Below are 23,757 nucleotides of genomic sequence, written 5' to 3' on the forward strand. Positions count from 1 at the left end.
CCGGTGGTCAGCGAATGCGCTCGGTGGGCGGGCCGTCGTCGCGGTGCCGCGCCTGGGACTGGGCCTGGGACGCGGACTTGGCCGCGCCTTCCTTGTCCAGGCTCTCCTTGATGGCGCGCTGCGCGTTCTCCGGCAGCTCGTGCATCATGTCCTGGACCCGTGCCTGGCGACGGCCGACGGCCTTCCGTTCGGGCACACCCGGGGAGACGGCGATCTGCGGCTTCATCGCCGGCAGACCGGCGAGCTCGCCGTCCATCTCCTCCATCTCCCGCGCGGCCTGCTCGGAGTCCTTCTCCTCCGACATGCCGATCGGGCCCTGGCGGCGCCCGTTCAGGAACTGCGAGACGACCGGCTCCTCCGAGGTCAACAGCACCTCACGCGGGCCGAACATCGCCAGGTGCTTGCGGTAGAGCAGGCCGATGTTGTCGGGCACCGTCTGCGCGGTGTTGATGTCGTGGGTCACGATCAGGAACGTGGAGTCGGTCTGCGCGTTCAGATCGATGATCAGCTGGTTCAGGTACGCGGTACGCACCGGGTCCAGGCCGGAGTCCGGCTCGTCGAACAGGATGATCTCCGGGTCCAGCACCAACGCACGGGCCAACCCGGCCCGCTTGCGCATACCGCCGGAGATCTCACCGGGCAGCTTCATCTCATCGCCCGCCAGACCCACCATCGTCATCTTCTCCATGACGATGTCGCGGATCTCGCCCTCCTTCTTCTTCGTGTGCTCACGAAGCGGGAACGCGATGTTGTCGAACAGGTTCATCGACCCGAACAGCGCACCGTCCTGGAACAGCACGCCGAACAGCTTCCGGATCTCGTACAGCCGATGCTCGCTGCACTTCACCAGGTCCGTGTCGTGGATGATGATCGAGCCCTTCTCCGGCTTCAACAGCCCGATCAAGCTCTTCAGGAACACCGACTTGCCCGTACCCGAGGGACCGAGCAGGACGCTGACCTCACCCGGCGGCAGAGTCAGCGTGACGTCCGACCAGATGTTCGACTTGCCGAACGACTTCGACAAGCCCTCCACCCGGACCTCAACACCAGCAGTCACCTGAGTCCTCCTCGTGGGGCACGCGCCTGGGAATGGCCGGGCAGTCTGCGTCGACGCCCTGGGCCAAGGCTTGTGACGCGGAGCATATCAACCAGCCAAACGGGCTACCCCGGGGTAAAGGTACGGCCCGCCGGAGACTATTTGGCGTGCTCAGGCAGCTGGCCCGGCGGCGGGCCTGCTCCTGCGCACGGCTGCGCCGCCCACGTGACCAGGCTCACCGGCCCGGATTCGGCCTACTTCCGACGGGCCGGGCGGGACGGCGGCGGCACCACCGGACCGATGTCGCCGTCCGGAGCCTGGTCGAGGTCGACGATCACCGGGGCGTGGTCGCTGGGGCCGGTGCCCTTGCGCGCCTCCCGGTCCACCCAGGCCGCGGCGACCCGCTCGGCCACCGGTGCGGCGGCCAGCACCAGGTCGATCCGCATCCCCAGGTCCTGGTGGAACCGGCCGGCTCGGTAGTCCCAGTAGCTGAACACCCGCTCGGTCGGCCAGCGGTCCCGGACCACGTCCCGCAGCCCGAGCGCGGTCAGCTCGGCCAACGCGGCGCGCTCCTGCGGCGTGACATGGGTGGAGTCGACGAACAGCGCCGGATCCCACACGTCGGCGTCGGTCGGCGCGATGTTCACGTCCCCACAGACCACGGCGTGCTCCCGGGCGGCGGCCACCGAGTCGCGCAGTGCCGCCAGCCAGGCCAGCTTGTAGGCGTAGTGCGGGTCGTCCGGGGTGCGCCCGTTCGGCACGTACACCGAGGTGATCCGCAACCCGGCGCAGGTCGCGGTCACCGCGCGGGCCTCCGGCTCGGGGAACCCCGGCTCTCCCGGCAGGCCCGGCGCGACGTCGTCCAGCCCGACCCGCGACGCCAGCGCCACCCCGTTCCAGCGCCCCTCGCCGTGGTGTGCGACCTGGTAGCCGCGGTCGGCGAACTCCTTGTCGAGCAGCTCGTGGAACGCGTCGTTCGGCAGCTTCGTCTCCTGCAGGCACACCACGTCGGGTTGCCGCTGGTCCAGCCAGGGCAACAGCCGGGGCAGCCGGGACCGGACCGAGTTGACGTTCCAGGTGGCGATCCGCATGACGTCAGGCCTCCCCGGCCAGTCGGGCGGTACCGGTGAGCGAGGCCGCGCCGCCGACCGGGCCGGTGGCCAGCTCCAGCCAGCCGTCCGAGCCGGCCGGCTCCGACCAGGACCGCAGCTCGGTGCCGGCGAACGCGGGGCGGCGCAACCGGTAGCGGAACTCGGCGACCGGCGCCTCGGGTCGGTTGCGGCGGGGCAGCTCGAGCGCGAGCAGTGCCAGCAGCGGGCCGTGTACCACCAAGCCCGGATAGCCCTCGACGCCCGTTGCGTACGGCTGGTCGTAGTGGATCCGGTGCGCGTTGTAGGTCAGCGCGCTGAACCGGAACAGCAGCGCGGCGTCCGGGCTCAGCCGCGGCTCCTGCTCGGCGCCCGGCTTGTCCTCGGTCGGCTGCTGCTCGGTGGGCTGCTGCTCGGTGGGCCGCTGCTCGGACGGCTGCTGCTCGGACGGCTGCTGCTCGGCGGGCCGCTGCTCGGTCGGCTGCTGCTCGGTCGGCTGCTGCTCGGTGGGCTGCTGCTCGGTCGGCTCGGCTGGCGCGACCTGTGCCGGTGCGCCGGTGGGCTCGGCGGCAGCGGCCGGCGGGTCGGGTTGGCTGCGGTAGACGATGTCCTGCTCCTCGAGCACCGCGAGCTCGCCGTGGCGGGAGAACTCGTTGCGCACGGTCACGAAGGCCATCTCACCGCTGCGGCCGGTCTTCACCTCGACGGACGTCACCGAGGACCGGCAGGTGATCGGCTCGTCCACCGGCAGCGGTTGGTGCTGGCGCCAGCGGGCACCGGCGAACATCCGCCGGCGGTGCGGGATCGGGGGCAGGAACCGGCCGGCGGCCGGGTGGCCGTCGGCGCCCAACTCACGCTGCGCGGGATGCGCCAGGAAGCCGAACCAGTGCCACATCGGCGGCAACACGCCAGGCGCCGCGCCATCGAGCGGGCTGGGCTGGTCGAGCAGCGCCGCGAACGCCTCCACCGACCAGCTGCTCACCCGGTCCGACCACTCCACCGGCACCGGTGCCCAACCCGACAGGGAACTCGCCAGCTCACTCATCGCACGTCCTCACTGCACACCCCACCGCTCGGGTTCGGACGGTAGTCGATGGCACCGACGGGTTCGCGGGGTCACCCCGGCGGTGGTTCTAGGGTGGGGATCATGGCGTCGCGCATCGTGCTGGTCGGTGGCGGGTTCTCCGCCGACCCGGACACGCTCCTGGACGACTACGTGTTCGGGCTGACCGGGCTGGCGTCACCGAGGGTGTGCTTCCTGCCGACGGCGAGCGGCGACGCGGAGAGCTACATCGAGCGCTTCCACAGCGTGCTGGACAGCCGCTGCCGCACCTCGGTCCTGCGGCTGTTCGAGCGAGACGGGACGGACCCCGCGACCACGCTGCGCGCCCAGGACGTGATCTACGTCGGGGGCGGCAACACGGCGAACATGCTCGCGGTGTGGCGGGTGCACGGGGTGGACCGGCTGCTCGTCGAGGCGTACCGCGCCGGGGTGCTGCTCTGTGGCATCAGTGCCGGGATGATCTGCTGGTTCGAGTCGTCGCTGACCGACTCGTTCGGGCCGGTCAGCCGGCTGACCGACGGTCTGGGACTGATCGGCGGCAGCGGCTGCCCGCACTACAACACCGAGCTCTCGCGACGCCCCAGCTATCAGCGGGAGATCGCCGCCGGCACGCTGCCGCCGGGGTGGGCGCTGGACGACGGCGCCGCCGCGCTGTTCCGGGACGGCGAACTCGTCGAGACGGTCGCCAGGACGCCGGGAACCCACCTGTACGCGGTCACCCGCGACGCCGCCGGCAACGCGGTGGAAACCGCTGTCCCGGCCCGCCCCCTCCCCTAAGCCCGGCACCCGGTTTCGCCGCACACCTTCTTCGTGCGCGGCACACCCGCTGCAGTTGGTGTGCCGCGCACGAAGTGGGTGTGCGGGGGCAGCGCGCGCGCGGGAAAACCGGTCGCGGGCTCAGGTGGGCTCGGTTAACGTTCTTCGCATGAACCTCTGACAGCCGCGATCACGCAGCTCATGGACCGCGCGCACGTTGGCGCGCCCTCTCGTCAGAATCGAGGTTCCCGATGCGAAACTCCCGTGCGAATTCCGGCTTCTCGGCCGGCGCTCCGGCGCCGATGACCCAGGCCCCGGACGGCTTGGCGGACGCGGTGCGCGATGCGCTGGCCCGCGAGCAGCAGAGTGACGACAAGCCGGCACCTGGTCGCGGTGCGCCGCGGCCCGGCACCGGCGGCCGAGGCGACAGCGCGGCACTCGGCCACCGGTCCGGGTCGCGCTCCGGCCGGTCCGGGCCCGGTCGGCGGAGTCAGCAACCGAACGGCTGCTCGGCTCTGCGACGCCGGGGCGGCTGACCCGCACCGGGTCGCGCTCATCTCGAGGGGGCGCCACCCGGCACGGTCAGTCAGGCGTGGTGTCAGTCAGGCGTGGTGTCAGTCAGGCGTGGTGTCAGTCAGGCGCGGTGTCAGTCAGGCGCGGTGTCAGTTAGGCGCGGTGTCAGTCGGCCTTCGGGGCCCAGGGCCGGAAGCCGGCGGCCACCGCGTCGGCCTCGGTGCGGAACCACACCTCGGCACGGGTGCGGTTGTAGTAGGGCGAGGACGGGCCGTGGCTGCGCTTCGAGCTCGCATTGCCCTTGACCATGAACTCCCCGGACGGTGCGGAGCCGTCGGCACGCGGCAGCACCGAGCCGGGGAACGGCCCGGGCCGTTGCTCCGCAGCCGTGCTCTCGGCCGTGCTCTCTGCAGCCGCGCTCTCGGCCGCCGCGCTCTCGGCCGCCGTGCTCTCGGCCGCCGTGCTCTCGGCCGCCGTGCTCTCGGCCGCCGTGCTCTCGGCCGCCGCGCTCTCGGCCGCCGCGCTCTCGGCCGCCGCGCTCTCGGCCGCCACGCTGGTCGCCGGCTTGCTGGCCTCGGGCTTGCTGGCAGCGGGTACGGCGAACAGGGCTGATTCGGCCAGGTCCTGGGCTGTCGCCTCGGTGACCACGTCGGCTTCCGCCTCGGGTTCGGCCACCGACACGGCCTCGACGTCGGGCTCGGGCACGGCCACCGACTCCGGCTCGATCTCCGGCTCGGCCACGAGCACCGCCCCGTCGGCCTCGGAGTCCGCGACCGGCTCGAACTCCGCCTCGACGGACGGTTCGGGCACGGCCACCGACCTCGATTCGGCGGAGTCCGGCGTGTCCGCGGGCTCCGCCACAGCGGCCGGCTCCGCCACAGCGGCCGGCTCCGGCACGGCGACCGACTCCGCCACAGCGGCCGGCTCCGCCACAGCGGCCGGCTCCGCCACAGCGGCCGGCTCCGGCACGGCGACCGACTCCGCCCCAGCGGCCGACTCCGCCACAGCGGCCGGCTCCGGCACAGCGACCGGCTCCGGCCCGCCGAGCAGCGGCACCTTCCGGCGTAGCGTTCTGGCCGCAACCAACCCCGCGGCGACAATCAACAGGACCAGCAGCAGCAGCGGCTTGCCGGCCGGGGACTTGGCCATCGCGTTCTCCTCGTCAGCGTGCGGTATTTGTACCGCCATTCGGGCTCGGGCCGTGGCGCGGGACCCCGTTGCCCGGCTGAATCGGGGCCGGCGCCGTCCGGCATGATCGGTCAGGTGCCCGGCCGCGCGATTCCCCTGAGAATGCGGCCACACGCGCTCGTGGTCCCCGAAACGGGCCTGCCGCACCAGGTGCCGGCCGGGACGGATGCGGTGGTCGTCGGTGGCGGCGTGGCCGGAATCAGTGCCGCCGTCGTGCTCGCCGAGCGCGGGGTGCGGGTGACCGTGCTGGAGGCGGCCGACTTCCTCGGCGGCCGCCTCGGCGCCTGGCCGCACCCGTTGCCGGACGGCACCGAGCAGGTCGTCGAACACGGGTTCCACGCGTTCTTCCGGCAGTACTACACCTGGCGCGCGATCCTGCGCCGGGCCGACCCCGCGCTGCGCTTCCTGCACCCGGTCGGCGGTTACCCGGTGATCGCCAGGCAGTGGCCGGAGGAGGACCTCACCGGCCTGCCGACCGCGCCGCCGCTGAGCCTGCTGGCACTGTTCGCCCGCTCCCCCAGCCTCGGCGTGCGCGACGTGACCGGGGCGGACCGGATGCTCGCGCTCGAACTGCTTGGCTATCACGCCGAGCGCACCACGGCCGCGCTGGACGACGTCGCCGCCGCCGACTTCCTGGCCCGGCTGAACCTGTCCGAGCGGGCCCGGGTGATGCTCTTCGAGGCGTTCGCCCGGTCGTTCTTCTGCAACCCGCGCGGACTGTCGGCCGCCGAGCTGGTGGCCATGTTCCACTTCTACTTCCTCGGCAACCCGGAGGGCCTCGGCTTCGACGCCCCGGACACGGACTACCTGAGCTGCATCTGGCGGCCGCTGACCGGCTACCTGGAACGGCACGGGGCGAGCGTGCGCACCGCCAGTCCGGTGCTCTCGGTCGAGCCGGCGGCGGATCACCGCTGGCGGGTGGAGCTGGCCGGCGAGGCGATCACCACCCGGCACGTGGTGCTGGCCCTGGACCCGGGCGGGCTGCGTGGACTGCTGGACCGCTCGACCGGGCTGCGCCGGGTGGCGCCCCAGCTCGCCGCCAGGGTCGGACAGGTGCAGCTCGCCGAGCCGTTCGCGGTCAGCCGGCTCTGGCTGGACCGGGACGTCGCGCCGCACCGGGCCGTGTTCTCCGCCGTCACCGGGGAGCCCACCCTGGACTCGGTGACCTGCTACCACCGCCTGGAGCAGCCGTCCCGGGACTGGGCGGCGGCCACCGGCGGCGCGGTACTGGAGCTGCACTCGTATGCCTGCACCGAGCCGGACGCCGAGCGGGCCACCGCCCTGATGCGCGCCGAGCTGGCCGAGCTGTGGCCGGAGACCGGAGCGGCGCAGGTACGCCACCAGGTGCTGCGCCACGAGAGGACCGCGCCGGCGTTCCCACCGGGCGGGTCCGGGCGGCGCCCCCGGGTGCGCACCGACGCGCGGGGGGTGCGGCTGGCCGGCGACTTCATCGAGCTGCCGTTCTGCACCGGGCTGATGGAGCGCTCGGCGGCGTCCGGGGTGCTGGCGGCCAATGATGTGCTCGCGGAGCACGGCGCGGCCGCCGAGCCGATCACCGGGGTGCCGCAGCTCGGGCTGCTCGCCGGCCTGACCCCGTTCACCCGGCGCCGCCGGGGCGCTCGGTAGGAGAACGCGCCGGGAGAGCCGGTCAGGCGCCGGCCAGCTCCCTGACGTGCAGCGTGTGCAGCACGTTGTTCGCGCTGTTGCGCTCGCCGAGTGCGTTCGGGTGCACCGGCGCGGCCGGCGAGGTGGGCACCAGGCCCTCCACCCACTTGGTGCCGGGCAGCTTGCAGGCGTCGTGCCCGATGCTGGTGCGGTAGGTGTCCACGTACTCGGCGCCGGCGTCCTGGGCCTGCTGCTCGAGCATCGCGTTGAGCTTCTTCTCGATACCCCGGAAGTAGGCCACGTCGCCGGGGCTGAACGGGATCACCGGGAAGCAGCCCGGGCCGGTGTCCGGCAGGATCGTCGGGTAACCCACGACGAGCACCTTGGCGTCCGGCGAGCGCTTGTCGATCGCGTCCAGCACGGCGGCCACCTTGGGTGCGGTGGCGTCGATCCGGTCGGCGATCTGGTCCCGGCCGCCCTGGTTGTAGTAGTCGCGGCAGGCCGCGCCGAGCGGCTTGGTCGGCGACTTCAGCGCACAGGTCTCAATGATCGAGGCGAAGCCGATGTCGTTGCCGCCGATGCCCAGGCTGACCAGGTCGGTGTGCTCGCTCAGGGCATCCAGCTCCGGCGGGTTGGTCCCGCCGGTCACGGACTGTGGCGAACTCATCTCTTTCGTCGTCGACCCGCTGCAGCTGACGTCCTTGAACGCCGAGGAGTGCAGCGCGGCGCGGACCAACGACGGATAGTTGTGGTCGGAGCGCAGGCAACCGACCGGCTGCCCGGTCTGGAGCGGGATGAGCGGGCCGGCGGTGTAGGAGTCGCCGAGGGCCACGTACTCCCCGGATACGTCCGATCCCGGAGCCGCGGCCGCCTGACCAGCGGTGAACACCGCGAGCCCGGCGCAGGCCACCGCCGTCATGAGCGCACGCAGTACGTGCCGAACCCGCGCAGGACGCACCGCGGCGGCCCCCTCCACCAGATCAACTTCAAACGCAGCGGAGCGTAACGGAGCGTGTTCGCCTCGCATAGGGCGACCCCGGAATCACCCCGGACCGGGTGGTGTCACCAGCGGTGTACGCACCGTAGTCATAACCGTCTCGTTGCGTGAACTAACGGAACGCTGAAGTACCGGGGGACGGATGCACATGGGTCGACGACGCTGGGCCGTCATCGCCGGGACGGTCGCGGTCGCGGCCGGCCTGCTGGCCAGTGGTCCGGTCGCCGCGCGGGCGGCGGCCGCGCCCTCGATCGGTCTCCTCGGCCCGACGTCGGTGTTGGACCCGCCGCCGCCCGGCTCGAACGACTGGAACTGCAAGCCCAGCGACGAGCACCCGAACCCGGTTGTCCTGGTGCACGGGCTGTTCGCGAACCAGGCTGCCAACTGGGGCTACCTCGCCCCGATCCTGGCCAAGCACGGGTACTGCGTGTTCTCGCTGACCTACGGCCGCAACCCGCTGGCCCCGCCGCCACTGTCACAGGTGGGCGGCCTCCAGAAGATGGAGCAGAGCTCCCACGAGCTGGCCCGGTTCGTGGACCGGGTGCGGGACGCCACCGGAGCGGACAAGGTCGACATCGTCGGCCACTCCGAGGGCAGCCTGATGCCGGACTACTACGTGAAGTTCCTCGGCGGCGACGAGTACGTGGACCACTACGTCGCGATGACCCCGCTCTGGGACGGCACCCAGACGCTCGGGCTGGCCGAGCTCAACCACATCGCCGTGCAGTTCGGCCTCGGCCCGGCGGTGGGTGCCGTGCTCGCGCCGCTGTGTGGGTCCTGCCGGGAGTTCCTGCACGGCTCGCCGTTCCTGGCCAAGCTGAACTCCGACGGCGGCCCCGCGGTCGACGGCGTCACCTACACCACGATCATGACGAAGTACGACGAGGCGGTCGTGCCCTACACGAGCGGCCGGCTGCACGGCGACGACGTCACCAACATCGTGCTGCAGGACCACTGCCCGCAGGACCTCTCCGAGCACGTCGCGGTGGCGTTCGACCCGGTGGTCGCGCAGTACATCGTCAACGCGCTGGACCCGGACAACGCCAAGCCGGTGCGATGCTCCCCGGTCGGCCCGGAGCACATCCCGGGCATGGCAACCACTGAAGTCCGTGAGTGGCCCGCTGTAATACTCCAGCCAGCCACTCACGACCGTCAGCTGGCGCGGGTGAGCAGTGGCCACAGGCCGTCGGCGCCCTCGGCGAGTACCCGCCGGGCGATCACCGCGTGCCAGTGCGCCTCGCTCCCGTCCTCTTCCCGCCAGGCCCACAGCCGGGTGGTGGCCAGCCGCAGGTCGTGTTCCAGGGTGAAGCCGATCGCGCCGTGCACCTGGTGCGCGATGCGGGCGATCACGCCGGCCGCCTCACTGGTCCTCGCCTTGGCCACCGCGATCGCGAAGCCGGCATCCGGCCCGGCCACGCCGCCGGCCGCGATCCGGGCCGCCGCCTCGGCCGCCGCCCGACCGGCCGCGACCTCCGCCGCCGCCAGCGCGAGCTGCTGCTGGATCGCCTGGAACTTGGCGATCGGGCGGCCGAACTGCACCCGCTCCCCGGCGTAGCGCACCGAGCCGGCCAGCGCCCGACCGGCCGCCCCGGCGAGCAGCAGCGCGCGGGCCAACGCGGCACGGCGCACCAGCGGCTCCCGGGTGCCGTCCGGCGCCGCGGCGCAGTCCGCCTCGGCGATCCGCAGGTCCAGCCGCACGTCGTCGCGCGGCTCACCGGCCAGGTTGGTGCCCTCGGTCAGCGACACGCCGGCGGCGGCCGGGTCCACCGACAACACCACGTCGGCGCCGTCCGGCCCGGTGGCCAGCACCGCCAGCCGGGCGGCCGCCCTGGCCCAGCCCACCCTCGTCAGCTGGCCGGACACCGCGTAGCCGCCGTCGGACTCCGCCCGCACGTCGAGCGCGGCACCGGTACCGGACACACCGCTGTCCCAGGCGACGGCCAGCACACCGGACGGCACGGCCAGCCCGGCCGAGTGCAGCAGCCAACCGGCCAGCTCCGTCTCCGCGAGCGGCACCGGCGCGGCGGCCTCCCCGGCGACCAGCAACAACGCGGCCAGATCCGCCAACGTACCGCCGCTGCCACCGGCCTCCTCGGGCAGGCTCAGCTGCACCAGGCCGAGCTCGGTCAGCGTGGACCACAGCGGCGCCGGCAGCCCGTCGCTCACCTCCGCCGGGTGGTCGGCGAACACCGACCGGGCGGTCGCCACCAGCTCGTCGGTCTCCGAACCGGTCGCCGAGCCGGCACCGGCGTTCATCCCGGAGTTCATCGCAGCCCCAGCCCCCTCGCCACCACGCCACGCAAAATCTCGTTCGTACCGCCGCGCAGGGTGAACCCGGGCGCGTGCAGCACCGCATCGGCCAGCAGCCGGGCGAACCCGGACTCCGCACCCGGGTCCGGTGGGATCGACACCAGCAGCCGGGCGGCGTCGATCACCTCGCTCTCGTAGCGGGTGCCCAGGTCCTTCACCATGGCCGCCGGCACGTCGGCCGCCACCCCGGAGCTGAGCGACGCGGCGATGCCGAGGGAGAGCCGGCGCAGCGTCCACACCCGCGACACCAGTGCACCCAGCTCACGCAGCCCACTGGCGCCCAGGGCGGACTCCCCGGCCCGGGACAGCTCGTCGACCAGTGCGACCAGCAACGGGAACGTGGACAGGAACCGCTCCGGGCCGCTGCGCTCGAACGCCAGCTCCGAGGTCACCTGGTGCCAGCCGGCGCCGATCTCGCCGAGCACCAGCTCGTCCGGCACGAACACCCCGTCCAGCACCACCTCGTTGAAGTGGTGCGCGCCGGTGAGCAGCCGGATCGGGTTGATCTGGATACCCGGCGAGTTCAGCTCGACCAGGAACTGGCTCAACCCGGCGTGGCGGTTACCGTCCTGCACCGGCTCGCTGCGGGCCAGCGCGAAGAATGCGTGCGCGTGGTGCGCGCCGGAGGTCCACACCTTGGTGCCGGTCAGCTGCCAGCCGCCGTCCACCCGGGTGGCGCGGGTGCGCACCGACGCCAGGTCGGACCCGGAGTCCGGTTCGCTCATCCCGATGCCGAAGTAGCACTCGCCGGCGGCGATCCGGGGCAGGTAGCGCTGCTTCTGCTCCTCGGTGCCGAAGCGCAGCAGCGACGGCCCGATCTGCCGGTCGGCGACCCAGTGCGCGGCCACCGGGGCACCCGCGGCCAGCAGCTCCTCGGTGACCACGTAGCGGTCCAGTGCGGTCCGCCCGTGCCCGCCGTACTCGGTCGGCAGCGTCATCCCCAGCCAGCCCCGAGCGCCCAGCTCCCGGCTGAACCGCTCGTCCCAACCGGACAGCCAGACGTCACAGCGCGGCACGAACCGGCCCTCGGCGCGCTCCTTGGCCAGGAACTCCCGGACCTCGGCCCGCAACTCCTCGGTCTCCGGGGCGAGCCCCACGGAGGGCAGGGCCAGGGTCTGGGCCAGGTCCCGTTCAGCGGCGGTACTCACCCGGCGATCCTCGCACGGGCTCACGGGCGCCGCCGGACTTCGGGTCGCCGGCCGTCAGGTCGATTAGAGAGCCGTCACCCACAGACCCACAGCGAAACCACAGCTCGCTCCGGAACCCCGGGCCCGAACACACCGTTAGCCGAGTGAATGACCGTTGATCCCGGGGAGCCCGTCGTGACCTTTCCACCCGTGCCTCGGACCGCCCCGGCCGAGCGGGCCGTGCTGCCCACCGTCGGTGTCGGCCTGCTGAGCCTCGGTTCGCTGCTGGTGCTGCTGCTGCACGTACTGCCGCCGTCCAACCAGATCGACCCGATGACCCGGACGATCTCGCAGTACGCGCTCGGCACGAACGGCTGGATGTTCGACGTCGGAGTGCTCGCGCTGGCCGCCGGCTCGATGGCGATCCTCGCCGGGCTGGTCCGGGGCGGCGTGGTGCGCGCGGTGAGCGGCACCTCGGTGTTCCTCACGCTGTGGTCGGCCAGCCTGACCGTGCTGGTCGTCTTCGAGAAGTACGACTTCGCGGCCGGTCAGCACACCGGGGCCAGCGGCATGATCCACCGGATGGCGAGCCTGGTGGCGTTCCTGAGCCTGCCGGCCGGCGCACTGCTGGCCACCCGGGGCGCCGTGCGGCGCAACCCGAGCTGGCGCGCGCCGGCCGCGTTCACCCGCTGGACCGCGATCGTGTCCTGGGCCTGTGTGTCGCTGCTGATCTACGCGGTGGCGCAGAGCTTCTTCACCGACGTGTCGTGGTGGCGGCTCTTCCCGCTGGGCGCCATGGAGCGGCTCATCGCCGGAGCCGAGGTCGTCGCGGTGTTCGCGCTCGGCCACTGGGCCCGGCGGGCCGCGACGAGCCCGGCCGGGACCGACCCGGCCGGGGTCGACCCCGGCGGAGCCGACTCAACTGGAGTCGCGGGCGACCCAGTCCGCGACGCTGGCGGCGGCGCCGCGCTCGTGCAGTGAACGCAGCGCCCGCTGGTACTCGGTGACGAAGCGCTCGTCGTCCACCAGGTCGCCGAACAGGTCCCGGTTGGCCACGAAGTCGAGCCCGTCGACCCCCTGCGCGGCGGCGTTGGCCATCAGCGCATCCTTGAGCTGGTCCTGCACGTCGATCGGCTCGCCGGCCTCGTCGACGCCCTCCGCGTAGCGCGCCCAGGCCGCGATGGTGAGCACCGAGCGGTGGTACTCCCCGCCCTGTTCCAACTGGTGATGCAGGACCGGGACCAGGAACTTGGGGATCCGGTCGGAGGAACCGAAGCACAACCGGGCCAGCGTGTCGGCCACCGCCGGGTTGGCGAAGCGCTCGATCAGCGTCTGCCGGTACTCCTTGAGGTCCACCCCGGGAACCGGTTGCAACGACGGGGTGCCCTCGCGCTCCCAGTAGCCCATCAGCAGCTCGACGAAGTTCGGGTCGGCGGCGGCCTCGTGCGCGTACCGGTAGCCGGCCAGGTAGCCCAGGTAGCAGAGCACCTGGTGCCCGGCGTTGAGCAGCCGCAGCTTCATCAGCTCGTACGGCGTGACGTCGTCGACGACCTGCACGCCTACGTCCTCGAACGGCGGCCGGCCCTGGGTGAAGTGGTCCTCGAGTACCCACTGGGTGAACGGCTCGCAGACCACCGGCCAGCGGTCCTCGACGTCGAAGCGCTCGGCCAGGGTGGCCCGGTCCGAGTCGGCGGTCACCGGCGTGATCCGGTCGACCATGGAGTTCGGGAACGCCACGTTCTCCGTCATCCAGGCGCCGAGCTCGGCATCCCGCTCGGTGGCGAACGCGGTGATCATCCGCCGCGCCACGTCGCCGTTGCCCTGGATGTTGTCGCAGCTCATCACCGTGAACGGGGCCAGCCCGCGGTCGCGCCGGCGGACCAGCGCCTCGGTGATGAGCCCGAACGTGGTGGTCGGGGTGGCACCGGGGGCCAGGTCGGCCTGGATGCGCGGGTCGCGGTCGTCGAACTCCCCGGTGACCGGGTGCACGTGGTAGCCGCCCTCGGTCACGGTCAGCGAGACGATCCGGGTGCGCTCGCTGGCCATCCGCTCGACCACAGCCTCGGGGTCGTCCGGGGCGAACAGGTAGTCCATCACCGAACCGATCACCCTCGGCTCCAGCCGGCCGTCCGGGTACTTGAGCACCAACGTGTAGAGGTGGTCCTGAGCGCTCAGGGCGTCCCGCATCGCGGCGTCCGAGGGCAGCACACCGACGCCGCAGATCCCCCAGTCCAGTGCCTTGCCCTCGGCCATCAGCCGATCCAGGTACATCGCCTGGTGGGCCCGGTGGAAGCCGCCCACCCCGAAGTGCACGATCGCCGTCTGTTCCGGGGAGCGGGCGTAGTCCGGCACCGGCACGGTGTCGCTGATCGAGGCAAGCGTCTCGGCGTTGAGCGCGCGCATGGCCATCCTCTCGGTAGTCCCGGCAGCGGCGGCCCACCGGTGCGGGCGCCGAGGTCAGTCTGCTACCCCGGGGCCCGGTTCGTCGGCGATATGCGCAACCGGAGCGCCAGGTGACCGCGCCGGCGCCTCGGGAACGGCCCGCGCTCAGTTCCAGGGCGGCTCCGGCTGCGGCCGGGGCCCGGGCAGCCCCGGTCCGCCGCCGTTGCCGGCACCCGGGCCGTGCGGGGCTTCCGGGGGCGGCGGGAAGGCGGCCGGCGGCGGCGGCGGGAGCCGCGGCGCGGCCGGGAAGTCCGGCGGCGGCGCGAGGTGCCGGCCGCCCGCCTCGACGGGCGGGATGTCACGGCGGGCCTCCGCCTCCGCCTCCGCGACCGCCCTGGCGATCTCCGGGTCGCTCACGGCGTCCATCCAGCCGGCCACGTCGTCATCGTCGTCCCCCGGCCGGGCCGGCGCGGGGCCGTCGTCCGGGCTGGGCTGGTACCGGAACACACCGTCCTCACCGGGCGCCCCGAGCATCCTGGTGAAGCCCTCCAGTGCCTTGCCGAAGTCGCTGGGCACCAGCCAGACCTTGTTCGCCTCGCCCTGCGCCATCTGCGGCAGCGTCTGCAGGTACTGGTAGGCCAGCAGCTCCGGGGTCGGTTTGCCGGCCTTGATCGCGGCGAACACCTTCTCGATCGCCTTGGCCTGGCCCTGCGCCTGCAGGTAGCGCGCCGCCCGGTCGCCCTGGGCGCGCAGGATCTGGGACTGCCGCTCGGCCTCCGCGCCCAGGATCGCGGCCTGCTTGGCGCCCTCGGCGTACAGGATCTGCGCGCGCTTCTGGCCCTCGGCCGCCTTGATCGCCGCCTCCCGCTGCCCCTCGGCGGTGAGGATCATCGCGCGCTTCTCCCGGTCGGCCTTCATCTGCCGTTCCATCGAGTCCTGGATGGACAGCGGCGGGTCGATCGACTTGATCTCCACCCGGTTGATCCGGATCCCCCAACGGCCGGTGGCCTCGTCCAGCTCGCCGCGCAGCACGCTGTTGATCTGGCCCCGGGAGGTCAGGGTGCCTTCCAGGCTCATGCCGCCGACCACGTTGCGCAGCGTGGTGGTGGTGACGTTCTGGACGCCGAGGATGTAGCTCTCGACCCCGTACAGCGCGGACTTCGGATCGATCACCTTGTAGTAGACGACGGTGTCGACGTGCACCGTGAGGTTGTCCTGGGTGATCACCGACTGCGGCGGGAAGGTGACCACCTGCTCGCGCAGGTCCACCCGCTGGCGGACCTTGTCCACGAACGGCACCAGGAACGCCAGCCCGGCCTCCTTGGTGCCCTTGTACCGACCGAGCCGCTCCACGATCGCCACCGAGGCCTGCGGGATGATCTGCACCGACTTGACCACCGTCACGATCACCAGCAGCACGATCAGCCCGCCGACCAGCAGCGCGATCGAATTCAGCTCGAGCATCGTCTCTCCCCAAGCTCTCTCATGGACGTGTCACAGCTCGGCCGACACCACGGCGGTGACCCCGGACAGCTGCATCACGGTGACCCGCTCACCCGGCTCGAAGACCCGCTCGTGTTCCAGCGAGCGCGCCGACCAGAGCTCCCCGTCGATCTTGATCTGGCCGCCGTCCCGGTGCACCCGCTCGATGACCAGACCGGTCACGCCGACCGGGTTGTGGCCGCCGGAGTCCAGCTCGACGTGCAGCCGGCGGCGCAGCGCCGGCCGGACCCCGACCAGCAGCGCGACCGAGACCACCGCGAAGACGCTCACGTTGACCATGGTGGGGGTGTCCCCGATGCCGGCGACCGCGGCCGCGGCCAGCGCCGCACCACCGAGCATCACCAGTACGAACGTGCCGGTGAGCACTTCGACACCGAGCAGCACGAGACCCGCGATCAGCCAGACGACCGCCTCGGTCATAGCACGATAGTGCCAGAGCTGGGAGTGCCCTGGTGGCGAATTCGATCGTAGCTACGCTGAGTTATTGCCAGCCGGTCACGAGGTGGTCACGAAATCGATGAGCTTCTCGACGGCCGTGATCAGCGGCGTTTCGAGATCCCGGAAATCCCGCACCGCGCCCAGTACCCGGCGGGCCCCGTCGGCCGGCTCACCCCAGCGCAGGGCATCGCAGACACCGGTCTTCCAGTCGGTGCCCCGAGGGATCTCCGGCCACTGCCGGATGCGCACCACGGAGGGCCGGACGGCCTGCCAGACGTCGACGTAGGGGTGGCCGGTGACCAGCACGTGCGGACCGGCTGCGTTCTTCATACTCGCCGCTAACCGGGTTTCCTTGGTACCGGCGACCAGATGGTCGACCAGGACACCGAGGCGGCGGTCGGCGGTCGGCCCGAACTCGGCGACCGCGCCGGCCAGGTCGTCGATCCCGTGCAGCGGCTCCACCACCACACCCTCCACCCGCAGGTCGTGTCCCCAGACCTGCTCCACCAGCGCGGCGTCGTGGATGCCCTCCACCCAGATCCGGCCGCCCCGCGCGGTGCGCGCGCGCAGCCCGGCCACCCGGACCGAGCCGGACGAGGATCGCGCCGGTTTCGCCGGTGCCGCGGCCGGGCGCACCACGGTGACCGGCTGACCGTCTATCAGGAATCCGGCGGGCCGCAGCGGGAACACCCGGCGCCGGCCCTTCGCGTCCTCGAGGACCGCGCCGTCCTTGCCGATGCTGGTCACCGCGCCGCAGAAACCGGTGGCCGGGTCCTCCAGGACCAGGCCAGACTCGCCGACGACGGTCGGGATCTCCTTGCGGCGCCGACCGCCCGACGCAAGTGGATCACCGTAGTGTTGGGTGCGCACCCGATCGGTGCGGGCAGTTCCATCCATGGCTGCGCAACGTTATCCGCGTGTCACCCGCCTGGCGGGAGTGCCACGCCGAGCGATGCCCTCTAGCCTGAGTCGGGTGTCCTGCGTTTCCGCGACGATGACCGTGTGGGTATCCGCCTGGTTGGTGGGTGCCGCCGCGCCCGATGACGTGCTCGACGCGCTCGAGCCCTGGGGCGAAGCACACGACGTACTGGCCGCCGACGACGCCACCGCGCGTGGCATCGGCCTGCCCGGCCCGACCGACCGACCCACCTCGGTGACGTTCCTGCTCGCCGCGCTGCGCAAGGTGCGCGGCACGGTGACCCCCGGGCCGGCGCGGCTGGTGCTCACCGCCCCCGGCGATCTGCGCGGGGTGCCCGGCCCTGGCCAGTTCAGCCGTGCGGTGATCGACTCCGGCGAAGGCCTGCTGTTCGCCGAGATCGGGTACGGGCTGGTGCCCACCCCGATGGGCAGCGGCCTGCTGCGTTGGACGGTGCACTCGGCGCTCGAGGCAGCTCCGCCGGAGGAGTTCGTGGCGCTGGGCGAGGCCGAGTTCGCGCTGCGCGACCAGGTGCGCCAGTCCGCGTCGACCCTGACCGCGCTCGGCGTGGCCCGGCACCGGCCCGGCGTGCGCGAGGAGATCGAGGCCACCCTGCGCTCCCGGCCGCGCTCGATGTGGCCGGACGGCATGCCGGGGCACAGCCTGCGGGTGCTGCAGCAGGCCGACGAGGTGGAGGCGATCCTCGCCGCTGCGTTGGTGGACGACCCCGGTGCGGCGCTGACCGCGACGGCCGCGCAGGCGCGCACCGACGCACTGCGCCCGCTGGCCACCGCGATCCGGGTCGCCCGGCGCGCCGCCGTGGCGGACGCGGTCCGGGTGCTGGCCGGCAGCGCCGACCGCACCTGACCGCCTCAGGTGGCCGCCGCCGGCCGCTCTCCCGCACGGCACACACCGCGTGCACGCGCCACAGAGGTTGTACGGGGTGTGCGGCGCGCACCCAGGGTGTGCGGCCGACCACGTCAGGGGCGGCGGACGGGGGCGCAGCAGTCGACCCCGCAGGGCTGGCCGTTCACACCCGCGCCGGCGAGGGGAACCCCGCCGAGGGATCGGGGGGACACACCGTCCAGCTGCTCGCGGACCAACTCCACCACCATCCGGGCGAACCGGGTGGCCGCTCCCGCGGTGGCCGCCCGCGCGAACGACATGCCGTACCCGGCGGCGCGCTCGCTGGCCTCGTTGTCCAGGTCCCAGACCACCTCGACGTGGTCACTGACGAACCCGATCGGGCACACCAGGACGGCTTGCACCGACTTGGCGTGCAGCGCGTCCAGGTGGTCGAGCACGTCCGGCTCCAGCCACGGCACGCTCGGCGGCCCGGACCGGGACTGCCACACCACGTCGTAGTCGGGCACGTCCACCGACTCCGCCACCAGCCGTGCCGCCTCGGCCACCTGGCGGGAGTAGCGACGGCCGCCCTCGGCGGGGACGCCGGCGGCCGCGTCGGCGGCGGACGGGATCGAGTGTGCGGTGAACACCAAGCGGGCCTGGTCGCGCCGCTCGACCGGCAGCGTCGCCGCGGCCGAGCGGACGGCGTCGGCGGCCGCCCCGACGAAGTCCGGGTGGTCGAAGAAGTGCCGCAGCTTGACCAGCTCCGGGGCACCCTCGCCGACCGACTCGCGCGCCCGCTCGATGTCCTCGTGGTACTGCCGGCAGGCCGAGTAACCCCCGTACGCGCTGGTCGCGAACACCAGGGCACGGCGCACCCCGGCGGCGGCCATCTCCGCGACGGTGTCCTCCACCAGCGGATGCCAGTTGCGGTTGCCGAAGTACACCGGCAGCGCGACGCCCTGCTCGGCGAGCTCGGCGCGGACCCGCTCGATCAGTTCCCGGTTGCGTGCGTTGAGCGGCGAGACACCGTCGAAGTGCTCGTAGTGCTTGGCCACCTCGAGCAGCCGCTCCCTGGGCACCCCGCGCCCCGCGGTGGCCCGCTCCAGGAACGGCAGCACGTCCCGAGGCCCCTCCGGGCCGCCGAAGGACAGCACCAGCAGCGCGTCGACCGGCCGCCCCGACGAGTCGGCGCCACCCGGTGCGACAGCGCCACCGGGCGCGACCGCGGCCACCTAGACGCCGACGGCGTGGAACCCGCCGTCCGCCCACACCATCGACCCGGTGGTCGCCGGCAGCCAGTCCGACAGCAGCGCGCAACAGGTCCGGGCCACCGGCTCCGGGTTGTTCACGTCCCAGCCCAGCGGGGCGCGCCCGTCCCAGGCGTCCTCGAAGGCGGCGAAGCCGGGAATCGAGCGGGCCGCCATCGTCCGCACCGGCCCGGCCGCCACCAGGTTGACCCGGATGCCCTTCGGGCCCAGGTCCCTGGCCAGGTAGCGACAGATCGACTCCAGCGCCGACTTGGCCACGCCCATCCAGTCATAGGCCGGCCAGGCCTGCCGGTTGTCGAAGTCCATGCCCACGATCGAGCCGCCGGGCGACATCAGCGGCAGGCACGCGGTGCTCAGCGACTTGAACGAGTAGGCGCTGACCTGCAGCGCGCTGGCCACGTCCTCCCACGGCGCGCTGAGGAAGGCACCCTCACCCAGGCAGGACGCGGGTGCGTTGCCGATCGAGTGCAGTACGCCGTCCAGCCCGTCGGTGTGCTCGCGGACCCGGTCGGCGAGGCTGTCCAGCTGCGACTGGTCGGTGACGTCCAGCTCGAGCACCGGCGCCGGCTTCGGCAGCCGCTGCGCGATCCGTTCCACCAGCCGCATCCGGCCGAACCCGGTCAGCACCACGGTCGCGCCCTGTTCCTGCGCCGCCTTGGCGACGTGGAAGGCCAGCGACGCGTCCGTGATCACGCCCGTCACCAGGATGCGTTTACCCTCGAGTAGCCCCGTCACGTGTCCTTCTCCCGTTCCTGGTCTGGCGCGATTGGTCTGGTGGTGGTTCCCGGTCCGGAGCGGCTGGGGAGTTGTCGGCCGGAGTGGTCAGTGACCCCTCAGTGACCCCTCACTAGCCCATCCCTCAGTGGCCCATCCCGAGGCCACCGTCCACCGGGATCACCGCACCGGTGATGTAGGCGGCGGCGTCCGAGGCCAGCCAGGTGGCGGCCGCCGCGATCTCGGCGGGCGCGGCGATCCGTCCCAGCGGGATCTGGCCGAGGATCTCCTTGTTGCGCTTCTCCCCCAGCTCGGCGGTCATGTCCGTCTCGACGAAACCGGGGGCGATCACGTTCGAGGTGATCGAGCGGCTGCCCAGCTCGCGGGCGATGGACCGGGCCAGGCCGACCAGTCCCGCCTTCGACGCGGCGTAGTTCGCCTGCCCCGGGGCGCCGCTCAGCCCGACCACCGACGAGATGAAGATCATCCGTCCGCCCCGGGCGCGCAACATGCCCCGCGCGGCCCGCTTGGCGACCCGGTATGCGCCGGACAGGTTGGCGTCCAGCACCCGGGTGAACTGCTCGTCGGCCATCCGCATCAGGAGCGTGTCGTCGGTGATGCCGGCGTTGGAGATGAGCACCTGCACCGGCCCGTGCGCGGCCTCGACCTCGGTGAACGCGGCGTCCACGCTCTCCACGTCGGTGACGTCGCAACGGACCCCGAGCAAGCCGCCCGGAGCACCGGAACCGCGGTGCGTCACCGCGACGTTGTCCCCCTGTTTCGCGAACGCCTGGGCGATCGCAAGGCCGATTCCTCGATTGCCACCGGTAACCAACACGCTGCGTCCCACGCCAGGAGGCTAACGAGCCCGGGCCGACTTGGCTCGCCCAGGTTGCCCGCGAGTCGGGATTCTGGTCAGGGTGAGTCGGGGATCTCAGCAGACCGTGACCGTGCGAGCGATCCGCGTCACTTCGACGGTATCCCCGACTCGCCCGGACTGAATCCCCGACTCGCGGAGGATCAGGGCAGCCGGCGGCCCAGTGCGACGGCCGACCCGAGCCCGAGCATGGCCAGCAGGGTGCCGGCGATCAACCAGCCGTGGCTGATGTCCACCCGCCGCGTCTCGTAGCCGATCTCCTCGCCGAGGGTGGCGTAGACCTGCTGCAGCTCCTCCTGGCTGGCCGCCGTGAAGAACTGGCCGCCGGAGATCTGCGCGATCTCGTGCAGCGACGCGTCGTCCACCGGTACCGCGGTGCTGCGGCCACTCAGGTCGATCCGGCCGAGCAGGGTGCCGAAGGAGATCGTGGAGATCGGGACCTTGGCGTCGGACGCCTTGTGCGCCGCGGTGAACGAACCGCGCGGCTCGTTCTCCCCCTCCGGGCCGGGCAACGTCTGCTTGCCGTCGCTCATCAGCACCACGCGGGCCGGCGGCGGGCCCTCGGTGCTGCCGGCGAGCCCCTCGGAGAAGCTCTGGATGGACTGCAGCGCCGCGAAGATCGCCTCACCGGTGGCGGTGGACTCGGACAGCTTGAGCCCGTCGATGGCGTGCTTCACCGGCTCCCGGTCCGCGGTGGGCGAGACCAGCACGGCGGCCGTGCCGGCGAACGAGATCAGCCCGAGGTTGATCCCCGGGGTGAGCCGGTCGGCGAAGCTCTTGGCTGCCACCTGGGCGGCCTGCAGCCGGGTCGGCGAGACGTCGGTGGCCTGCATGGACAGCGACACATCGATCACCAGCATGACGGTGGCCCGGTTGCGCGGCACCCTGGCCTCGGCGGTCGGGCCGGCCAGCGCGACGGTCAGCAGCGCGAGCGCGACCAGCAGCACGACGGTCGGCGCGTGCCGGAGCCAGGCGCGGCGGCTGGACACCACCCTCTCGAGCAGCTCGAGGTTGGTGAACCGCATGACGTCGCGGCGCTTGCGGCGCTGCAGCAGCCAGTAGCCGACCGCGACGGCCCCGACCATTAGCAGCAGCAACAGCCACCACGGCGAAGCAAAACTCATCGGTTCACCGCATGGCCGCCGGGCGGCCGCCGCTGATCGGCAGGGTGCCGGGCGCGTCGGACCACTGCCGCTTGCGGGCCACCGCGAAGCGCACCACGTCGGCGATCCAGTCCCGGTCGGTACGCAGCACCAGGTGCGCCGCACCGCACCGGCGCAGCGCGGTCGCCACCGTCTCGCGGTGCTCCGCCGCCGCCGCCACGAACTCCCGGCAGAGCAGCGGCGTGGTGTCCACCTCGCGCTGCCGGCCGGTCTCCGGGTCGGCCAACACCACGGTGCCGACCTCCGGCAGCTCCAGGTCACGCGGGTCGAGCACCTCGACGGCCAGCAGGTCGTGGCGGGCGGACAGCGCGCGCAGCGGTCGCTCCCAGGACTGCTCGCCCAGGAAGTCCGAGACCACCACGGCCAGCCCTCGCCGCCGCGGCGGGCGGCGCAACTGCTCGATCGCCTCGGCCAGGTCGCCCCGGGTGCCCTCCGGGGCGCGCGGCGTCTGCGCGACGCGGCGGATCAGACCCCGGGCGTGCGCCAACCCGCCCCTGGCCGGAATCCGCACGGTCCGCTCGCCGGTGGCCACCAGTGCGCCGATCCGGTTGCCACCGCCCCTGGTCAGGTGGGCCACGGCGGCGGTCGCGGCCACCGCGAGGTCGCGCTTCTCGCAGGCGGCGGTGCCGAAGTCGAGGCTGGCGGACAGGTCCACCACCACCCAGGTCTCCAGCTCGCGGTCCGCCTCGGTCATCCGGATGTGCGGCTCGGTGGTACGCGCGGTCACCGCCCAGTCCATCCGGCGCACGTCGTCGCCGGGCTGGTAGGGCCGGGCGTCACCCGGTTCGCTGCCCGGTCCGGGCACCAGCCCGATGTGGTTGCCCTGCAGCAGTCCGTCCAACCGGCGCCGGACGGTCAGCTCGAGCACCCGCAGCGCGGCCTCCAGCTGGCCGTCGCGCAGGTTCGGTGCCGCCGGGTAGGGCTTGTCCACCTGGGCCTTCCTACGTGGTTGCGTACTGCGGCCGCGAGCTGACCTGCGGCAGCGGCACGGTCTGCAGCACCCGGGACAGGATGTGGTCCATCGGTACCGCGTCGGCGACCGCGTCGTAGGACAGCACCAGCCGGTGCCGCAGCACGTCCGGCGCCACGTCCATCACGTCCTGCGGCAGCACGTAGTCCCGGCCCCGCACCAGGGCCAGCGCCCTGGCGGCGGCCACGATGCCGAGGCTCGCCCGGGGTGATGCACCGTAGGACACCCAGCCGGCCACGTCGTCAAGGCCGTGCTCACCGGGCGACCGGGTGGCCACCACGAGGCGGACCACGTAGTCGACCAGCGCGTGGTGCATGAACACCCGCGATGCCACGCCCTGCAGCCGGACCAGCTCGGCGGGGGTGATCACCTGCTCGGCGACCGGCGGCTCGACGCCCATCCGGTAGATGATCTCCCGTTCCTCCTCGAGGTTCGGGTACTCGATGATGAGCTTGAACAGGAACCGGTCGCGCTGCGCCTCCGGCAGCGGGTACACGCCCTCGTTCTCGATGGGGTTCTGGGTGGCGAGCACCAGGAACGGGTCGGGCATCGGGAATGTCTTGCCGCCGATGGACAGGTGCCGCTCGGCCATCACCTCGAGCATCGCGGACTGCACCTTGGCCGGCGCCCGGTTGATCTCGTCGGCGAGCACGAAGTTGGCGACCACCGGCCCGAGCTCGACGTCGAACTCCTCGCGGCCCTGCCGGTAGATCCGGGTACCGAGGATGTCTGCCGGGACCAGGTCGGGGGTGAACTGGAGCCGGGAGAACGAGCCGCCGACGACCTTGGCCACGGTCTCCACCGCGAGTGTCTTCGCCACGCCGGGCACACCCTCGAGCAGCAGGTGGCCCTTGGCCAGCAGGCCGACCAGCATCCGCTCCACCAGGCGGTCCTGGCCCACGATCACCCGCTTGACCTCGAACACGGTGCGTTCGAGCAGCTCACCCTCGCGCGCCGGGCTGGGCACGCCGCCGCCCTTGGCCGGGCTGGGCGC

General features: G+C 72.5%; 22 protein-coding genes and 1 pseudogene. 6 read left to right on the forward strand and 17 right to left on the reverse strand.

Going from position 1 to position 23,757, the window contains the following annotated elements; translation table 11 throughout:
* Window positions 1-7 precede the first annotated feature (7 nt).
* The 3 genes from ACTXG6_RS38495 to ACTXG6_RS38505 form a co-directional block, all read right to left on the reverse strand.
* The gene (locus ACTXG6_RS38495; RefSeq protein WP_445184241.1) at window positions 8-1,057 is read right to left on the reverse strand and encodes an ABC transporter ATP-binding protein; all 1,050 of its coding nucleotides are present in this window, start codon (window positions 1,055-1,057) and stop codon (window positions 8-10) included.
* A 233-nt stretch (window positions 1,058-1,290) separates the two neighbouring features.
* Window positions 1,291-2,127, reverse strand: a complete 837-nt coding sequence (locus ACTXG6_RS38500; protein ID WP_445184242.1) for an exodeoxyribonuclease III — start codon at window positions 2,125-2,127, stop codon at window positions 1,291-1,293.
* 4 nt (window positions 2,128-2,131) lie between these two features.
* Entirely contained in the window at window positions 2,132-3,169 is a 1,038-nt protein-coding gene (locus tag ACTXG6_RS38505; protein WP_445184243.1) for an FAS1-like dehydratase domain-containing protein, read from the reverse strand.
* Window positions 3,170-3,271: 102 nt separating this feature from the next.
* Here ACTXG6_RS38505 and ACTXG6_RS38510 point away from each other — a divergent pair, with 102 nt between their 5' ends.
* Window positions 3,272-3,964, forward strand: a complete 693-nt coding sequence (locus ACTXG6_RS38510) for a Type 1 glutamine amidotransferase-like domain-containing protein (RefSeq protein WP_445184244.1) — start codon at window positions 3,272-3,274, stop codon at window positions 3,962-3,964.
* Window positions 3,965-4,194: 230 nt separating this feature from the next.
* Window positions 4,195-4,479: a hypothetical protein gene (locus tag ACTXG6_RS38515; RefSeq protein WP_445184245.1), complete on the forward strand. Its 285-nt coding sequence runs from the start codon at window positions 4,195-4,197 to the stop codon at window positions 4,477-4,479.
* A 142-nt stretch (window positions 4,480-4,621) separates the two neighbouring features.
* Here ACTXG6_RS38515 and ACTXG6_RS38520 read toward each other — a convergent pair whose 3' ends face one another.
* The gene (locus ACTXG6_RS38520) at window positions 4,622-5,605 is read right to left on the reverse strand and encodes a sunset domain-containing protein (protein ID WP_445184246.1); all 984 of its coding nucleotides are present in this window, start codon (window positions 5,603-5,605) and stop codon (window positions 4,622-4,624) included.
* 159 nt (window positions 5,606-5,764) lie between these two features.
* Between ACTXG6_RS38520 and ACTXG6_RS38525 the strand changes: the two genes are divergently transcribed.
* Entirely contained in the window at window positions 5,765-7,270 is a 1,506-nt protein-coding gene (locus ACTXG6_RS38525) for an FAD-dependent oxidoreductase (RefSeq protein WP_445184247.1), read from the forward strand.
* A gap of 22 nt (window positions 7,271-7,292) precedes the next feature.
* Here the strand turns inward: ACTXG6_RS38525 and ACTXG6_RS38530 are convergent, their stop codons facing one another.
* Window positions 7,293-8,225: an SGNH/GDSL hydrolase family protein gene (locus ACTXG6_RS38530; RefSeq protein WP_445184248.1), complete on the reverse strand. Its 933-nt coding sequence runs from the start codon at window positions 8,223-8,225 to the stop codon at window positions 7,293-7,295.
* A gap of 169 nt (window positions 8,226-8,394) precedes the next feature.
* On the opposite strand from ACTXG6_RS38530, the pseudogene ACTXG6_RS38535 reads away from it, so the two are divergent.
* Window positions 8,395-9,249, forward strand: a pseudogene (locus ACTXG6_RS38535) (esterase/lipase family protein); the annotation flags it as partial.
* Between the two features lie 149 nt (window positions 9,250-9,398).
* Here the strand turns inward: ACTXG6_RS38535 and ACTXG6_RS38540 are convergent.
* On the reverse strand, window positions 9,399-10,514 hold the full coding sequence (locus tag ACTXG6_RS38540; RefSeq protein WP_445184249.1) for an acyl-CoA dehydrogenase family protein: 1,116 nt from the start codon (window positions 10,512-10,514) through the stop codon (window positions 9,399-9,401).
* Window positions 10,511-11,704: an acyl-CoA dehydrogenase family protein gene (locus ACTXG6_RS38545; RefSeq protein ID WP_445184250.1), complete on the reverse strand. Its 1,194-nt coding sequence runs from the start codon at window positions 11,702-11,704 to the stop codon at window positions 10,511-10,513. Before ACTXG6_RS38545 ends, ACTXG6_RS38540 begins: the two co-directional genes overlap by 4 nt.
* 174 nt (window positions 11,705-11,878) lie before the next feature.
* Between ACTXG6_RS38545 and ACTXG6_RS38550 the strand changes: the two genes are divergently transcribed.
* Entirely contained in the window at window positions 11,879-12,664 is a 786-nt protein-coding gene (locus ACTXG6_RS38550) for a DUF998 domain-containing protein (RefSeq protein WP_445184251.1), read from the forward strand.
* On the opposite strand, the gene ACTXG6_RS38555 is transcribed toward ACTXG6_RS38550, so the two are convergent.
* The 4 genes from ACTXG6_RS38555 to ACTXG6_RS38570 form a co-directional block, all read right to left on the reverse strand.
* The gene (locus tag ACTXG6_RS38555) at window positions 12,602-14,086 is read right to left on the reverse strand and encodes a mannitol dehydrogenase family protein (RefSeq protein ID WP_445184252.1); all 1,485 of its coding nucleotides are present in this window, start codon (window positions 14,084-14,086) and stop codon (window positions 12,602-12,604) included. The genes ACTXG6_RS38550 and ACTXG6_RS38555 overlap by 63 nt on opposite strands.
* 144 nt (window positions 14,087-14,230) lie before the next feature.
* Window positions 14,231-15,529: an SPFH domain-containing protein gene (locus ACTXG6_RS38560; protein ID WP_445184253.1), complete on the reverse strand. Its 1,299-nt coding sequence runs from the start codon at window positions 15,527-15,529 to the stop codon at window positions 14,231-14,233.
* A gap of 30 nt (window positions 15,530-15,559) precedes the next feature.
* Window positions 15,560-15,988 (reverse strand): NfeD family protein, encoded by a 429-nt coding sequence (locus ACTXG6_RS38565; protein ID WP_445184254.1) that lies wholly within the window; start codon window positions 15,986-15,988, stop codon window positions 15,560-15,562.
* 75 nt (window positions 15,989-16,063) lie between these two features.
* Window positions 16,064-16,876: a DUF3097 domain-containing protein gene (locus tag ACTXG6_RS38570; RefSeq protein WP_445190221.1), complete on the reverse strand. Its 813-nt coding sequence runs from the start codon at window positions 16,874-16,876 to the stop codon at window positions 16,064-16,066.
* Between the two features lie 124 nt (window positions 16,877-17,000).
* On the opposite strand from ACTXG6_RS38570, the gene ACTXG6_RS38575 reads away from it, so the two are divergent.
* Window positions 17,001-17,789 carry a hypothetical protein gene (locus ACTXG6_RS38575; protein WP_445184255.1) on the forward strand — a complete coding sequence of 263 codons (789 nt, stop codon included), beginning with the start codon at window positions 17,001-17,003 and terminating at the stop codon, window positions 17,787-17,789.
* Window positions 17,790-17,902: 113 nt separating this feature from the next.
* On the opposite strand, the gene ACTXG6_RS38580 is transcribed toward ACTXG6_RS38575, so the two are convergent.
* The 6 genes from ACTXG6_RS38580 to ACTXG6_RS38605 form a co-directional block, all read right to left on the reverse strand.
* Window positions 17,903-18,931: a ferrochelatase gene (locus ACTXG6_RS38580; protein WP_445190222.1), complete on the reverse strand. Its 1,029-nt coding sequence runs from the start codon at window positions 18,929-18,931 to the stop codon at window positions 17,903-17,905.
* Window positions 18,932-19,003: 72 nt separating this feature from the next.
* A complete protein-coding gene (gene fabI / locus ACTXG6_RS38585) occupies window positions 19,004-19,774 on the reverse strand; it encodes an enoyl-ACP reductase FabI (RefSeq protein ID WP_445184256.1) in 771 nt (256 codons plus the stop codon).
* Between the two features lie 124 nt (window positions 19,775-19,898).
* Window positions 19,899-20,603, reverse strand: coding sequence for a 3-oxoacyl-ACP reductase FabG (gene fabG, locus ACTXG6_RS38590; RefSeq protein WP_445184257.1), 705 nt, complete (start codon window positions 20,601-20,603; stop codon window positions 19,899-19,901).
* Window positions 20,604-20,773: 170 nt separating this feature from the next.
* The gene (locus ACTXG6_RS38595; RefSeq protein WP_445184258.1) at window positions 20,774-21,754 is read right to left on the reverse strand and encodes a VWA domain-containing protein; all 981 of its coding nucleotides are present in this window, start codon (window positions 21,752-21,754) and stop codon (window positions 20,774-20,776) included.
* 4 nt (window positions 21,755-21,758) lie between these two features.
* Window positions 21,759-22,724 carry a DUF58 domain-containing protein gene (locus ACTXG6_RS38600; RefSeq protein ID WP_445184259.1) on the reverse strand — a complete coding sequence of 322 codons (966 nt, stop codon included), beginning with the start codon at window positions 22,722-22,724 and terminating at the stop codon, window positions 21,759-21,761.
* A 10-nt stretch (window positions 22,725-22,734) separates the two neighbouring features.
* Window positions 22,735-23,730: an AAA family ATPase gene (locus ACTXG6_RS38605; protein ID WP_445190223.1), complete on the reverse strand. Its 996-nt coding sequence runs from the start codon at window positions 23,728-23,730 to the stop codon at window positions 22,735-22,737.
* Window positions 23,731-23,757: the final 27 nt, after the last annotated feature.

The organism is Pseudonocardia sp. Cha107L01 (assembly GCF_052566575.1).

Coding starts and splice junctions, on each gene's coding strand:
- ACTXG6_RS38500 (WP_445184242.1), bottom strand. CDS start 2,127: ATGCGGATCGCCACCTGGAACGTCAACTCGGTCCGGTCCCGGCTGCCC.
- ACTXG6_RS38505 (WP_445184243.1), bottom strand. CDS start 3,169: ATGAGTGAGCTGGCGAGTTCCCTGTCGGGTTGGGCACCGGTGCCGGTG.
- ACTXG6_RS38510 (WP_445184244.1), top strand. CDS start 3,272: ATGGCGTCGCGCATCGTGCTGGTCGGTGGCGGGTTCTCCGCCGACCCG.
- ACTXG6_RS38515 (WP_445184245.1), top strand. CDS start 4,195: ATGCGAAACTCCCGTGCGAATTCCGGCTTCTCGGCCGGCGCTCCGGCG.
- ACTXG6_RS38520 (WP_445184246.1), bottom strand. CDS start 5,605: ATGGCCAAGTCCCCGGCCGGCAAGCCGCTGCTGCTGCTGGTCCTGTTG.
- ACTXG6_RS38540 (WP_445184249.1), bottom strand. CDS start 10,514: ATGAACTCCGGGATGAACGCCGGTGCCGGCTCGGCGACCGGTTCGGAG.
- ACTXG6_RS38555 (WP_445184252.1), bottom strand. CDS start 14,086: ATGCGCGCGCTCAACGCCGAGACGCTTGCCTCGATCAGCGACACCGTG.
- ACTXG6_RS38560 (WP_445184253.1), bottom strand. CDS start 15,529: ATGCTCGAGCTGAATTCGATCGCGCTGCTGGTCGGCGGGCTGATCGTG.
- ACTXG6_RS38565 (WP_445184254.1), bottom strand. CDS start 15,988: ATGACCGAGGCGGTCGTCTGGCTGATCGCGGGTCTCGTGCTGCTCGGT.
- ACTXG6_RS38575 (WP_445184255.1), top strand. CDS start 17,001: ATGACCGTGTGGGTATCCGCCTGGTTGGTGGGTGCCGCCGCGCCCGAT.
- ACTXG6_RS38595 (WP_445184258.1), bottom strand. CDS start 21,754: ATGAGTTTTGCTTCGCCGTGGTGGCTGTTGCTGCTGCTAATGGTCGGG.